Source organism: Arthrobacter sp. B3I4, from assembly GCF_030816855.1.
Lineage (GTDB): Bacteria > Actinomycetota > Actinomycetes > Actinomycetales > Micrococcaceae > Arthrobacter.
In genome coordinates this window covers 3421484-3434683 of sequence record NZ_JAUSYK010000001.1, presented here as the reverse complement: position 1 = coordinate 3434683, position 13200 = coordinate 3421484, and the positions used below count along the sequence as shown (strand labels likewise).

11 protein-coding genes and 1 tRNA gene are annotated in these 13200 nt (G+C 67.2%); 8 read left to right on the top strand and 4 right to left on the bottom strand.

From position 1 onward, the window contains the following. Positions 1 to 85: 85 nt before the first annotated feature. The 8 genes from QFZ61_RS16130 to QFZ61_RS16095 all read left to right on the top strand — a co-directional run bounded on the left by QFZ61_RS16130 (position 86) and on the right by QFZ61_RS16095 (position 8300). Positions 86 to 790 (top strand): septum formation initiator family protein, encoded by a 705-nt coding sequence (locus QFZ61_RS16130; RefSeq protein ID WP_307037719.1) that lies wholly within the window; start codon positions 86 to 88, stop codon positions 788 to 790. 65 nt (positions 791 to 855) lie between these two features. Continuing rightward, entirely contained in the window at positions 856 to 1611 is a 756-nt protein-coding gene (locus QFZ61_RS16125; RefSeq protein WP_373427176.1) for a DUF501 domain-containing protein, read from the top strand. Continuing rightward, on the top strand, positions 1608 to 2558 hold the full coding sequence (locus tag QFZ61_RS16120) for a Ppx/GppA phosphatase family protein (protein ID WP_307037717.1): 951 nt from the start codon (positions 1608 to 1610) through the stop codon (positions 2556 to 2558). The genes QFZ61_RS16125 and QFZ61_RS16120 overlap by 4 nt, the downstream gene beginning before the upstream one ends. 50 nt (positions 2559 to 2608) lie before the next feature. Further along, complete coding sequence (locus QFZ61_RS16115; RefSeq protein ID WP_373427175.1) at positions 2609 to 3994, top strand: S8 family serine peptidase; 1386 nt, start codon at positions 2609 to 2611, stop codon at positions 3992 to 3994. 35 nt (positions 3995 to 4029) lie between these two features. Further along, a complete protein-coding gene (locus tag QFZ61_RS16110) occupies positions 4030 to 5487 on the top strand; it encodes an NAD(P)/FAD-dependent oxidoreductase (RefSeq protein WP_307037715.1) in 1458 nt (485 codons plus the stop codon). A gap of 135 nt (positions 5488 to 5622) precedes the next feature. Beyond that, positions 5623 to 6600: an N-acetyltransferase gene (locus QFZ61_RS16105; protein WP_307037713.1), complete on the top strand. Its 978-nt coding sequence runs from the start codon at positions 5623 to 5625 to the stop codon at positions 6598 to 6600. A 31-nt stretch (positions 6601 to 6631) separates the two neighbouring features. After that, positions 6632 to 6705 (top strand) — tRNA-Leu (locus QFZ61_RS16100). A 227-nt stretch (positions 6706 to 6932) separates the two neighbouring features. Further along, positions 6933 to 8300 (top strand): ABC transporter substrate-binding protein, encoded by a 1368-nt coding sequence (locus QFZ61_RS16095; protein ID WP_307037711.1) that lies wholly within the window; start codon positions 6933 to 6935, stop codon positions 8298 to 8300. Positions 8301 to 8631: 331 nt separating this feature from the next. Here QFZ61_RS16095 and QFZ61_RS16090 read toward each other — a convergent pair whose 3' ends face one another. Genes QFZ61_RS16090 through QFZ61_RS16075 form a run of 4 tightly spaced genes read right to left on the bottom strand, consistent with a single transcriptional unit; the run spans position 8632 to position 12775 of the window. Next, positions 8632 to 9405, bottom strand: coding sequence for an ABC transporter ATP-binding protein (locus QFZ61_RS16090; RefSeq protein ID WP_307037709.1), 774 nt, complete (start codon positions 9403 to 9405; stop codon positions 8632 to 8634). Beyond that, the gene (locus tag QFZ61_RS16085) at positions 9402 to 10517 is read right to left on the bottom strand and encodes an ABC transporter ATP-binding protein (protein WP_373427174.1); all 1116 of its coding nucleotides are present in this window, start codon (positions 10515 to 10517) and stop codon (positions 9402 to 9404) included. The genes QFZ61_RS16090 and QFZ61_RS16085 overlap by 4 nt, the downstream gene beginning before the upstream one ends. Continuing rightward, positions 10514 to 11482: a branched-chain amino acid ABC transporter permease gene (locus QFZ61_RS16080; RefSeq protein ID WP_307037706.1), complete on the bottom strand. Its 969-nt coding sequence runs from the start codon at positions 11480 to 11482 to the stop codon at positions 10514 to 10516. The genes QFZ61_RS16085 and QFZ61_RS16080 overlap by 4 nt, the downstream gene beginning before the upstream one ends. Positions 11483 to 11491: 9 nt before the next feature. Next, positions 11492 to 12775, bottom strand: coding sequence for a branched-chain amino acid ABC transporter permease (locus tag QFZ61_RS16075; RefSeq protein WP_373427210.1), 1284 nt, complete (start codon positions 12773 to 12775; stop codon positions 11492 to 11494). Positions 12776 to 13200 lie beyond the last annotated feature (425 nt).

Below are 13200 nucleotides of genomic sequence, written 5' to 3'. Positions count from 1 at the left end.
ACCAGTAACCGGTGGCTATGGTGGAAGAACCATGGCCACCGGTTCTGTTTTGGCCGGTTCTTTTTGGCCTGTTTTAAGGAGTGACATGGCAACCCGCCGACCCAAGGTTCCCCGGGCCGCCGCAGCGGCCCCGAAGCCCACGGCCGCCGGCCACGGGGGAGCCGACGGCGGCGACGTCATTCGAGCCGACTTCGGCGGGCGGCAAGAGCCCCGGCCGGAAGCCGGCGCCGCCGGCTCTGCCCGGTCCGCGCCCGCGCAGCCCTCGCCTGCGCAGCCGTCCCGTGCACGGGCCAGTGCCGGAGCCAATGCAGGCGCCGGCAAAGCCCGGTCGGAGGGCGGGTCCAAGACCAGGCCCGGCTCGGCCACGGAACGCGGGAGCGACGCCGGCAACCTGGATCCCGTTCCGGCGAAAGCGTTCTCCGGCCGGATGCTGGCCCTCGCCCTGGTAATGGTCGCCATCACCATCATGCTGGCTCCGTCGGTCAAGATCTTCGTGGAAAAGCGGGCCGAGATCGCGGCGCTGGAGGCCGACATTTCCGCCAAACAAACGAAGCAGAACGACCTCAAGCGCCAGGTCTCGCGCTGGCAGGACCCGAACTACGTGAAGCAGCAGGCCCGCGACCGCATTAACATGGTTATGCCCGGTGAAACCGGCTACTGGGTTTTCGGCAGCGATCTTCCTGCCGGGACCTCCGGAGCCGGTGCCGCAGCAGGAACAACCTCAGACCCGGCCGATCTGCCATGGGTGGACTCCCTCTGGGAGTCCATCAGGCGGTCGGCAACAGACTAAAAGCGGTGCCCGCCGCCGGATTGCCGCAGCCGGTAACCCCAACAGGGCAGGAAGGTGCCGCGCCAGTGGACGAGAACCGAACGGACGCTCCCCGGAGCGGGACCATCGGCGAAGCGGATCCCGCCGCCGCGCCCGAGGACTCCCGCAAGCCGTCGGCCCGCGACCTGGACGTGTTGAGCCGCCAGCTCGGCAGGCCGGTCCGCGACGTCGTCGAAATTCCGGCCCGCTGCGTCTGCGGCAACCCCCTGGTCGCGGCCACCTCGCCGCGGCTCAGCAACGGCACGCCGTTCCCCACCACCTTCTACCTCACCCACCCGGTCATCACCTCGGCGGTGTCCCGGCTGGAAGCAGCCGGCACCATGAACGAGATGAACGAGCGGCTGGGTGCGGACGCCGCACTGGCGGACCGCTACCGCGCAGCGCACGAGGCCTACCTGCAGTCCCGCGCGGACATCGGCGCCCGCTCCGGCATCGGTGCGGTGCCCGAGATCGACGGGATCTCCGCCGGCGGCATGCCCACCCGGGTCAAATGCCTGCACGTCCTGGTGGGCCAGTCGCTGGCCGCCGGGCCCGGCGTCAACCCGCTGGGCGACGAGGCGATCGCCGGCATCAGCCAGTGGTGGACCCGGGACCGGTGCTACTGCGACGGCGCCTGGGACACCGGGGGCGAGGCACCGTCGCGGGACCTCAGCCGCCACGGCCCGCAAGGCCTTCCGGACATCGTCGGCCGGCCCGCGCCGGTACGGAAAAGTGGAACCGGCACCGCCGCCACCGACGCAGCAACCACCGGCGCTGCAGCCGGCACCGGAGCCGGCCAGTGAGCCGCGTGGCCGCGATCGACTGCGGCACCAACTCCATCCGCCTGCTGATTGCCGACGTGGCGGCTGCCGACGGCGCTGCGCCACAGCTCACCGACGTCCACCGCGAGATGCGGGTCGTCCGCCTCGGACAGGGCGTCGACGCCACCGGGGAATTCGCCCCTGAGGCGCTGGACCGCACCCTCGACGCCACCCGCGACTATGCCGAGCTGATCCGCCGGCACGGCGCCGGAAAGGTCCGCTTCGTCGCCACTTCCGCCACCCGCGACGCCCGCAACCGTCAGGTCTTCATCGACGGTGTGCGCGACCTGCTCGGCGTCGAACCCGAGGTCATCAGCGGGGACGAGGAAGCCGCGCTGTCCTTCGCCGGGGCCAGCAGCGTCCTGCCCTCGCGCGGCCAGGACCCCGTGCTGGTGGTGGACCTGGGCGGCGGCAGCACCGAGTTCGTCCTCGGGGACGCCGACGGCGTGATCGCCGCCAAGTCGGTCGACGTGGGCTGCGTCCGCATGACCGAACGCCACCTGAAAGCCGACCCGCCCGCCGCGGAGCAGATCGCCGCCGCGGAAGCCGACGTCGATGCCGCCATCAGCCAGGCCGCACAGACCGTGCCGCTGGGCCGGGCCACGGCCGTGATCGGCGTGGCAGGGTCGGTCACCACCATCACGGCGCACGCGCTGAAGCTGCCGGAGTACTCACCGGCGGCCATCCACGGCGCCGAACTCGACCTCGCCGCTGCCCGGGAAGCCTGCACCTCGCTGCTGGAAATGAGCCGGGAAGACCGTGCGGCCCTGCCGTACATGCACCCCGGCCGCGTGGACGTTATTGGTGCCGGGGGACTGGTCTGGCGCCGGGTGCTGGAACGCATGGCGGAGGTCACGGAGGGCCGGATCACGACGGCGATCGCCAGTGAGCACGATATTCTTGACGGAATTGCCTTGAGCATCAGCTAGCTTTCGCGCCAATCTGCGGCGCCCGCAGACGTACCGCCGATTGGACCCGAATGACCAGAGCAACAGCCCGGCGACGCCGGACCGCCTCCGTGTTAATGGCGTTGGCCCTCGTCGGCAGCAGTGCCGCCCTCTCCATGGCACCGGCAGCCCACGCCGACGCCACCAGGGACAAGGAATACTGGCTGGCCGAGTCGGGGATCACCAAGGCCTGGGAGGTTTCAAAGGGTGCCAACGTCAAGGTCGCCGTCATTGACAGCGGCGTGGACGGCAAGCACCCGGACCTCAAAGGCGTGCTCGCCGGGGGAGCGGACGTGTCCGGAGCAGGCGGCCCCGACGGCCAGAAGAGCATCGGCGCCAAGCCCGAACACGGCACCCTCGTGGCGACGATGCTCGCCGGCCGGGGGCACCAGCCGCCGCCAGCCAGCCCGAGCCCCGGCGCGAGCGCCAGCCCAACCCCCAGCCCGTCGCCGACGCCGGGACCCGGCCCGGACGGGATTGTCGGGGTGGCCCCGGAAGCCCAGATCCTCTCCGTGTCGACCTGGCTCGGCTCCGCCAACCCCGGCGGCAAAAGCGACCAGGACCAGATACCTGCGGCTGTCCGCTGGGCCGTGGACAACGGCGCCCAGGTCATCAACATCTCGCTGGGAAGCACCTCTCCGGAGTGGCCGCAAAGCTGGGATGCGGCGTTCCTGTACGCCGAACAGAAAGACGTCGTCATAGTCGCCGCTGCCGGCAACCGGGTGGGCGGGAACGTCCAGGTCGGTGCGCCGGCAACAATCCCGGGCGTGCTGACGGTGGCCGGTCTGGACCGCAACGGCGTCGCCAGCGTCGACTCTTCCTCCCAGGGCATCAGCATCGGGGTGGCCGCCCCGGCTGAGAACCTGGTCGGCGGGCTGCCCGGCGGCGGGTACGCCGAGTGGGCGGGCACCTCGGGCGCCTGCCCCATCGTCGCCGGCGTGGCAGCGCTGATCCGTTCCAAGTGGCCGGAAATGCCGGCCAGCCAGGTCATCAACCGGATTGTCAGCACCGCCAAAGACGCCGGGAGGCCGGGCAAGGACCCGCTGTACGGCTTTGGCGTGCTCGACGCCGAAGCCGCCCTCAAGGCCGACGTACCGGAGAGCGAGGTTAACCCGCTCGGGTCTATCTCCGACTGGATCCGCGTGCACCGGCGGGGCAACCCGGTCAGCCCTGCGCCCGTGGCACTTCCCAGCCCGTCCAGCGCGGCTCCAACGCTGCCGGAGCCGACCGTACCGGTGGCAGAAGCACCCTCACCGGCCGACACCGCCGTCCCGGCCATGGTGGTGCTCGGCTTTGGCGGCCTCTTCGTCTGCATTATTGCCGGCGCTGCCATCCAGCTCCGCAGGGTTGTCCGCGGAACCCCGGCCGAGGACGGCGGCACAACGGATCCGGCCGGGGAGCACCCGCCGGCTAGTTAGTGAAGTTTTTCACAAACTGCGGTATTCTTAGACCCATGGCATCCACTCCTCAGCTCCAGGACCGTCCCAGGGTACTCGTCGTCGGCGGCGGGTACGTCGGCCTGTACGTAGCCCTCAAACTGCAGAAGAAGATCGCAAAAGCCGGTGGCATCGTCACCGTCGTCGACCCGCTGCCCTACATGACCTACCAGCCGTTCCTGCCGGAAGTCGCCGGCGGAAACATCGAGGCACGCCACGCCGTCGTCTCGCACCGCAGGCACCTCAAGCAGACCGAACTGATCGAGGGCCGCGTCACCTCGATCGACCACGCCAACCGCACCGCCGTGGTGGCTCCGGTCGACGGCGGCGAGAACTTCGAGATTCCCTACTTCGACGTCGTGCTGGCCGCCGGTGCCATCACCCGCACGTTCCCGATCAAGGGCCTCGCGGACAAGGGCATCGGCCTGAAGACCATCGAGGAAGCCGTCGCACTGCGGAACAGCGTTCTCGAGCGGATCGAAGCCGGCTCGCTGATGACCGACCCGGCAGAGCGCGCCCGTGCCCTGACATTCGTCGTGGTCGGCGGCGGCTTCGCCGGCATCGAGTGCCTCACCGAAATGGAAGACCTCGCCCGCGCCGCGGTCAAGAACAACCCCCGCGTCAAGCAGGAGGAAGTCCGCTTCGTTCTGGTCGAGGCCATGGGCCGCATCATGCCCGAAGTCACCGCCAAGCAGGCCGACTGGGTCGTCGAACACCTGCGCAGCCGCGGCATCGAGGTGCTGCTGAACACCTCGCTGGACAACGCCGAGGGCTCCCTGAAGCTCATCAACCTGCCGGACAAGACCCCCGCGCAGGAATTCGAGTCCGACACCCTCGTCTGGACCGCCGGCGTGCAGGCCAACCCGATGGTCCGCTCCACCGACTTCCCGCTCGAGCCGCGCGGCCGTGTCCGCGTCCTCGCCGACCTCCGCATTGCCGGCGACGAGGGCATCGTCGAGAACGCCTGGGCAGCCGGCGACATCGCCGCCGTACCGGACCTGACGGGCAGCGGCCTGCCGGACGGTACCTGCGTTCCCAACGCCCAGCACGCGCTGCGCCAGGCAAAGGTCCTGGCCGAGAACGTCTGGGCCTCCCGTTGGGGCAAGGACCTCAAGGACTACAAGCACAAGAACCTGGGCGCCGTCGCCGGCTTCGGCCAGTGGAAGGGCGTTGCGAACATCAACCTCCTCGGCCGGATCGGGCTAAAGGGCCCGCTGGCCTGGCTCGCGCACCGCGGCTACCACGGCCTGGCCATGCCGACGGTCGAGCGCAAGATCCGCGTCATCTCCGGCTGGTTCTGGACGCTGTTCCTGGGCCGGGACACCACGCAGCTGATGGACCTGGACAACCCCCGGGCCGCCTTCGTCGCCGCCGCGACCCCGGCTCCCAAGCCGGCCGCCGCCCCCGCGGCTCCGGCGGCTGAGAAGCCTGCAGAGGCAGCTGCCAAGCAACCGGTCGCGGCCGACTCCAAGTAGCCCCCAGCACCACAACGACGGCGGTCGCCCCCTTCTCCGGGGGCGGTCGCCGTCGTCGTTGGTCCCGCCGGCCCGCTTCGCCCGTTCGCGAGCCGAGTCGGCTCACTCGGCCGGCCCGCTGTCTAGACTGGGTCGATGACTCCCGCTGAAAAGGACCTGCATACCCTCCTCGCTGCCCTGCGGCCGGTGACCCGGGAAGGCGAGTACGTCTATGCCCTCTGGCCGGACGGCAAACCGCTGGCCGGCCACATCGCCGCCGCCGTCCGGGAAGCGGAGGGCCTGACCGTCGTGCTCCCGCGGACGGACGCCGATGCTTTGGGCCTGAAGTACGACTTCGTGGCAGCCTGGATCACCCTGCAGGTGCACTCATCACTGGAGGCGGTGGGGCTCACAGCGGCTGTGAGTGCCGCCCTGACCGAGGCGAAGATCAGCTGTAACGTACTGGCGGGCTTCCACCATGACCACCTGCTGGTTCCTGTAGCCGACGCCGAACGCGCGCTGGAGATCCTCCACGAGGTCTCAGCCGCCAGCCGCGTAGGCAACGGTGGCACCGAACTGCCGGCGCCCGAACTGGTGCTGCGCACCGAGGAGCCGGCCGACCGGCCTGAACTGCTGGCGCTTACCGCGGCGGCTTTCGCCATCTCGCCCGTCACGGGCCTGCCGGTCGAAGGGGAGCCGGAGGAAGTGGACCTCCTGCGGCGGCTCTTCGACTGCGCGGAGTATCTGCCGGACTTCAGCATCGTGGCGGAACTCGGCGGCGAAGTCGTTGGCCATGTGATCAGCACCCGGGGCCGGGCGGGGGAGCTGGAGCTGCTGGGCCTCGGGCCGCTCGGGGTGGTGCCCCGGCTCCAGCGGCACGGCATCGGGTCGGCGCTGATGAAGGAGACAATCGACCGGGCGAACGCGGCGGGGGAGCGAGGCATCGCGCTGCTGGGCAGCCCTGACTACTACGCCCGGTTCGGTTTCGTCCCCTCCACATCCCTCGGCGTCCAGCCGCCCGAGTCCGCTTGGGGGGACAACTTCCAACTGCTGCCTCTGGCGCTCTGGCCCGGCGGCGTCAGCGGAACCTTCCGCTTCGCAGAACCCTTCAACGGTCCCAAGGCCGGGGCGTAAGGTCTTCCCGGCGGGATACCATTGACCGGGCGCCCCAGTAGCCCAATTGGCAGAGGCAGCGGACTTAAAATCCGCGTGTTGTGGGTTCGAGTCCCACCTGGGGTACAAAACTGCCGTCGGCTGAGCCGCGGAAAGGGGTCATTCGACGGCGGCCCGCGGGACAGCCCCAGCCGGCAACCCGGGCCTGATTCCCCCTAGGCAACCAGTGTTATAAGGATGTGACCCTAGTCACTTATCTTCACGGGTAAATTGCATTAGCTTGAAGTAAATCAGGAACACCTGATCTTTCGCATCAAAGGCCGTTCGCACCTTTAGATCGAGGAGACTTCTCTATGACTTCACTCCCCCAGGTGGCGCCGCGCGTCGCTAAGCTCACAGCGCTTAGCATCGGCGTCGCCCTTCTGGCTACGGCTTGTGGCGGTTCGTCCACTCCCACGTCAAGCGGTTCAGGTTCAGCTTCAGGTTCCGCATCCGGTCAGGCCGCAGGCATCTCCTGCCCGGCGCCCAGTGCCTCAGGTGGGGCCAGCAGTTCCGCGGCCGCGGCAGGTTCCGTGCCGCCGGCCACGACCACCACGGAAACCGCGCTCAAAATCGGTTCGCTGCTGCCGACCACCGGATCCCTGGCGTTCCTCGGCCCGCCTGAAATCGCCGGTGTCAACCTTGGCATCAAGGAGATCAACGACGCCGGCGGCGTGCTGGGCAAGCCCGTTGAGGTGATTCACCGCGACTCCGGTGACACCAAGACCGACATCGCCACCCAGTCCACCTCGGCGCTCCTGGGCCAGGGCGTCAGCGCCATCATTGGTGCCGCCTCTTCGGGTGTCTCCAAGACCGTGATCAACCAGATCACCGGTGCAGGCGTCATCCAGTTCTCGCCGGCCAACACCTCGCCTGACTTCACCACGTGGGACGACAAGGGCCTCTACTGGCGCACCGCACCCTCCGACGTGCTGCAGGGCAAGGTCCTGGGCAACTACATGACCACCTGTGGCGCCCAGACCGTCGGCATGATCGTGCTCAACGATGCCTACGGCACCGGCCTGGCCAAGAACATCCAGTCCGCGGTTGAGGCCGCCGGCGGCAAGGTCGTGGCTCAGGAGCTGTTCAACGAGGGCGATTCACAGTTCAGCAGCCAGGTGGACAAGGTCCTCGCGGCCAAGCCGGACGCGATCGCGCTGATCACCTTCGACCAGGCCAAGAGCATTGTTCCGCTCATGACGGGCAAGGGCATCAAGCCCACCCAGATCTTCATGGTGGACGGCAACATGTCCGACTACAGCAAGGACTTCAAGCCCGGCACCCTGAAGGGCGCCCAAGGCACCATCCCGGGCACCTTCGCCAAGGATGACTTCAAGAAGAAGCTCCTCGCGATCGACCCGGCGCTCAAGGATTACAGCTACGCAGGCGAATCCTACGACGCCGTGAACCTGATCGCGCTGGCATCTGAAGCGGCCAAGAGCACGAAGGGCGTGGAGATCGCCAAGCAGCTCAAGGCGGTCTCTGAAGGCGGCGAGAAGTGCAACAACTTCGCCTCCTGCGTCACCCTGCTCCGCAACGGCAAGGACATCGACTACGACGGCCAGTCCGGCCCCGTAACGTTCTCTGACGCCGGTGACCCGACGGAAGCCTACATCGGCATCTACGAGTTCCAGGATGACAACACCTACAAGCCCGTCAAGGAAGAATTCGGCAAGCTGTAAGCTCGCCCCTCCCTAACCACAAGAGACCCCCGTCCACCCGGACGGGGGTCTCTTGTGCGCCGCCGGGGGAGACGCGAGGCGCAGGCCCGGAACCGGTGCGAAAACGTCCTGGCGAGCAAACAATGCAGGCGACGGGGGCAGGCGCTTGCGAAAGCGCCGTTGTTGCGGTGGGCCCACGGCGGTAGGGTGCCCTGCCCGAGCTTGCGAGGGGAGGGTGCCGCCGGGGAGGAACGAGCGCAGGCGCCGAGCAAGTGCCTGCTAGCCGGAGCCGGAAACTGCCGGGCACGCAGAAGGGCCGCCACCGGTGTGACGGCCCCTCGTGACGGCGGAACTACTCGACGGTGTCGGCCAGGGTGCCCAGGTACAGCTGGATCACCTTGGGGTCCTTCATGAGTTCCCGGCCGGTGCCGGTGTACGCGTCCTTGCCCTGGTCCAGGACGTAGCCGCGGTCGCAGATCTGCAGGCAGCGCCGGGCGTTCTGTTCCACCATGATGACGGAGACACCGGCCCGGTTGATCTCGTGCACCCGCAGGAACGTCTCGTCCTGTTTGACGGGGGAGAGGCCTGCCGAGGGCTCGTCGAGCAGCAGCACGGCCGGGTCCATCATCAGGGCACGGCCCATGGCAACCATCTGGCGCTCGCCGCCGGAGAGCGAACCGGCACGCTGGGCCCGCCGCTTGGCGAGTTCCGGGAACAGGCCAGCGACAAAGTCGAACCTCTGGGCGAAGTCCTTGGGCCGCTGGAACATGCCCATCTGCAGGTTCTCTTCGATGGTCAGCGCCGCAAACACGTTGTTGGTCTGCGGAACGAAGCCCACGCCGCGGCTGACCAGCTTGTTTGCCTTCAGACCGGTGATGTCCTGGCCGCGGACCACGACGGAGCCGGAGTGCACCTTGACGAGACCGAACATGGCCTTAAGCAGGGTCGACTTGCCGGCACCGTTGGGACCGATGATGCCGATCAGCTCGCCCTTGCGGGCTTCGATGCTGCAGCCGTTGAGGATGTTGACGCCCGGAATGTAACCGGCCACCAGATCGGTGACCTTGACGACGGAGTCCCCCTCGAAGGCGTTAGCGGCGGCGGTTGCCGGGCTGACGGTGCTCATTCTGTCTCCCTCACGTTGCTGGGCGGCTGTTCGCCGCTGGGCGGTTCCTCCGCGCTGCGCCTGCCGCGCGAAGTGTTCCTGGTGCCCTCACGAGCAGCAGCCTCTTTCGCCAGAACGTCGGCGGAGATCAGGCCCGCGTTCTCGGTGCCGACGATGGATTCCTCGTCCGCCTCGAGTTCGGCAGCAAGTTCCTTGAGGCCCTCGGAGTCGCCGAGGTCCACGTCGTGGTGGGCGCCCAGATAGGCGTCGATCACGGCCTGGTTCTTCATGACCTCTGCGGGCGGGCCTTCGGCCACAATCTTGCCTTCGGCCATCACCACGACCCAGTCGGCGATGTGGCGCACCATGTGCATGTCGTGTTCGACGAACAAGACGGTCATGCCCTCCGCCTTGAGGTTCTTGATGTGGTCCAGCAGGGACTGGGTCAGCGCCGGGTTGACGCCGGCCATCGGCTCATCGAGCATGACGAGCTTCGGGCGCACCATCAGCGAACGCGCCATTTCCAGCAGCTTGCGCTGGCCGCCGGAGAGCGAAGCGGCGTAGTCGTCCCTCTTGGCGTCGAGCTTGAATTTCTCCAGCAGCACGTTGGCCTGTGCCGTGATTTTCTTTTCCTCGCCGCCCCAGATCCCTTTGAACAGGGCCTTGTAGAGCTTCTCACCGGATTGGTTGGAAGCGCCCAGGCGCATGTTCTCCATCACGGTGAGCTTGCCCATCACCTTGGTCAGCTGGAAGGTGCGGACCATACCCATCCGCGCCACCTTGTAGGAGGAGACGCCGGCGAGGGCGTTGCCTTCAAACTGCCACTTGCCCGAGTTCGGAGTGTCGAAGCCGGTGAGCAGGTTGAACAAGGTGGTTTTGCCCGCCCCGTTCGGACCGATCAAAGCGGTGATCTTGTGCCGGGGGATTTCGAGGTACTCGACGTCGACGGCGTTGATGCCGCCGAAGCTGCGGGTGACGTTCTCCGCCACCACAATCGGATCGCGCTTCTTGCAGCCGGGCGCGATCTCGCCGGCAGCAATCGGACGCGTATCCGTCATGTAGTCGATAGTGTCGGCGGCACCGGACGTCCCGCCACCGGCTTTTGGTGCTTCACTGTTCATGCTCGTGCTCATGCGAACGCCAGCTCCTTCTTGTTGCCGAAGACGCCCTGGGGCCTGAAGATCATCAGCAGCATCAGTGCGATGCCGACCAGGATGTAGCGCAGCTGCCCGGCCTGGACCGTGTTCAGCCACGTGATGGCGCCCGATTCGATCAGGCCGTACAGCACTCCCTGGGTGAGGGAGAGCACGACCCAGAAGATCATCGCGCCGATGACGGGACCCAGCACAGTGCCAAGTCCGCCCAGCAGCAGGCAGGTGTAGAGGAAGAACGTCAACTCAGTGCCGTAGTTGGCCGGCTGCACAGCTCCGCGGGGGAGCGTGAACACCATGCCGGCCAGGGCGCCGAGGACACCGCCAATCACCAGAGCCTGCATCTTGTAGGAGTAAACGTTCTTACCGAGTGACCGGACTGCGTTTTCGTCCTCGCGGATGCCCTTGAGGACGCGGCCCCAGGGGCTGCGCATCAGCAGCCAGACCAGCAGGCAGCAGACGATCACGAGCGCCCAGCCGACCACCCGGATGAAGAAGTCACGGTTGTTCATCCCGAAGTAGGACCCCTCGGGGAACGGGTTCATGGCGTAGAAGTCGCCCTCGAAGGCCGCCAGACCGTTGGCCGAGCCCGTCACGGACGTCAGCTGGTTGGTGGTGACGATGTAGCGGACGATTTCCGCGGCCGCGATGGTGACGATCGCTAGGTAGTCGGCCCGCAGCCGGAGCGTCGGGATGCCGAGCAGCAAGGCGAAAATCGCCGAGCAGACGACGGCGATCAGCAGGCCCACGAAGAACGGCACGTGGAACGTCAAGGTGGAGATGGCGAAGCCGTAGGCTCCGACCGCCATGAAGCCCGCCTGGCCGAAGTTCAGCAGGCCGGAGTAGCCGAAGTGGACCGCCAGGCCGAGCGCGGCAAGCGCGTACGCCGCCGTCGTCGGGCTGAAAAGTTCACCGGCTGCGCTGGAAAGAATGAATCCGAAGTCCATGTCTGTCTCCTAACCCACGCGCTCGCGGCGGCCCAGGATGCCCTGCGGCCGGAACAAGAGGACAACGATCATGATGAACAGTGCTCCCACGTACTTGAGGTCGGCGGCGAGGCCGAAGACGGTGGTCAGCTCCACGAAGATGCCGACGATGATGGATCCGAGCAGGGCGCCCCAGACGGTGCCCAGGCCGCCGAGGGTGACGCCCGCGAAGATGAGCAGCAGGATCTGCGACCCCATGTCAAAGGTGACGCCGGGCCGGTAGTAAGCCCAGAGGATGCCGCCGAGGGCGGCGAGCATTCCGCCGGTGACCCAGACAATCCGGATCACGGAGTCGACGTCGATGCCGGAGGCCGCGGCCAGTGCCGGGTTGTCCGCCACCGCGCGGGTCGCCTTGCCCAGCCGGGTCTTAAGCAGCACGACGCCGAGGATGGCGATAACGACCACGCTGATCAGCAGGGACCAGAGGTTGTTGGGTGAGATCGACACCGGCCCGAGCTGGATTTCGGCGCTTTGGGCGAAGGGCAGCTGCTGGGTGGCGCCGCCGAAGTAGAACTGGATGATGTAGCGGACAGCAAGGGCCAGGCCGATGCTGACGATCATCATCGGGACCAGGCCGGTGCCGCGGCGCCGCAGCGGCTTCCACAGCCCGGCGTCCTGGACGTAACCAAAGAGGCCGCCGCCGAGGAGTGCGAGCAGAATGGCGAGCCAGAACGGCAGGTTCATGGCGTTGAAGGCGAAAACCAGCACGGCGCCGAGGGTGACCATCTCGCCGTGGGCGAAGTTGGTCAGGCCGGTGGTGCCGAAAATCAGCGACAGGCCTACCGAAGCGAGCGCCAGCAGCAGGCCGAAGCTGAGGCCTGCCACCAGACGGTTGAGCAGGTTCTTGCCGAAGTCCTGCTGCTGGACGACGATGCCCTTGCCGAAGGCGAAGATCACCGAGAGGTTGGAGGTCTGGCTGAAGGTGACCTTGCGCGGGTTTTCCTGCCCGTCGGCCAGTTTGATGCCTTCAGGGAGCGTCTTGGTGTCCAGCTCGACCTCGTACGTTCCCTGCGTGGGGACGCCGATGGTCCAGGAGCCGTTGGCAGCCGACTTGGTTGTTCCGGTGAAGTCCCCGCCCTTGGCGGTGATGGTGACACCGGCAAGCGGGGCGCGGTCATCGCCGCGGAGGAAGCCGCTGATGCTGTTCTGGAACGAGGTGCTCGACGGCGACGGTGTCGGCGAAGGGGTGGTGGCCTGCGACGCCGGGGCGATGACCAGCAGAAGGGCGGCCACGGCGGCGAACACGGCCCCCACCGCTTTCAGCAGTCCGCCGCGCCGTCTCAGCGACAGGCCTTTCGATGTGCTTCTCAAATTGAAAACCTCCACAGGGGGGTGGTCTGGGTTGCGCCGTTGCAACCGCTGCGAACGATCAGGGGACGGGGCGGTGCTGATACTTCGATGCGATGGAGACGAACTGGTTGTGACGCCCGTCACCCTGTTGGCCCAATGCTACCGCCCCGGGAGCGTCCCGAATGCCGCTCCGAGGTGCTCAAACGTCGCGATCGTGTAACGACCATGAAGCTGTGGCCAAACGATAGTTCAGTTCGGCTAATGAAAACTTTTGTTGTTTGGGATGCTGCCTAAACAATCCGTTTTCCGGGCCCCGAGGGCCCGCTTCACGTCTCAAGCCCGGGAGCCGGCGCCGCGGCCGGGACGGCAGAGATCACGGTTGTGTTGCG

Excerpts from the sequence above, each read along its gene's own strand:
- QFZ61_RS16130 (WP_307037719.1), top strand. The coding sequence starts at position 86 with ATGGCAACCCGCCGACCCAAGGTTCCCCGGGCCGCCGCAGCGGCCCCG.
- QFZ61_RS16115 (WP_373427175.1), top strand. The coding sequence starts at position 2,609 with ATGACCAGAGCAACAGCCCGGCGACGCCGGACCGCCTCCGTGTTAATG.
- QFZ61_RS16110 (WP_307037715.1), top strand. The coding sequence starts at position 4,030 with ATGGCATCCACTCCTCAGCTCCAGGACCGTCCCAGGGTACTCGTCGTC.
- QFZ61_RS16105 (WP_307037713.1), top strand. The coding sequence starts at position 5,623 with ATGACTCCCGCTGAAAAGGACCTGCATACCCTCCTCGCTGCCCTGCGG.
- QFZ61_RS16095 (WP_307037711.1), top strand. The coding sequence starts at position 6,933 with ATGACTTCACTCCCCCAGGTGGCGCCGCGCGTCGCTAAGCTCACAGCG.
- QFZ61_RS16090 (WP_307037709.1), bottom strand. The coding sequence starts at position 9,405 with ATGAGCACCGTCAGCCCGGCAACCGCCGCCGCTAACGCCTTCGAGGGG.
- QFZ61_RS16085 (WP_373427174.1), bottom strand. The coding sequence starts at position 10,517 with ATGAGCACGAGCATGAACAGTGAAGCACCAAAAGCCGGTGGCGGGACG.
- QFZ61_RS16080 (WP_307037706.1), bottom strand. The coding sequence starts at position 11,482 with ATGGACTTCGGATTCATTCTTTCCAGCGCAGCCGGTGAACTTTTCAGC.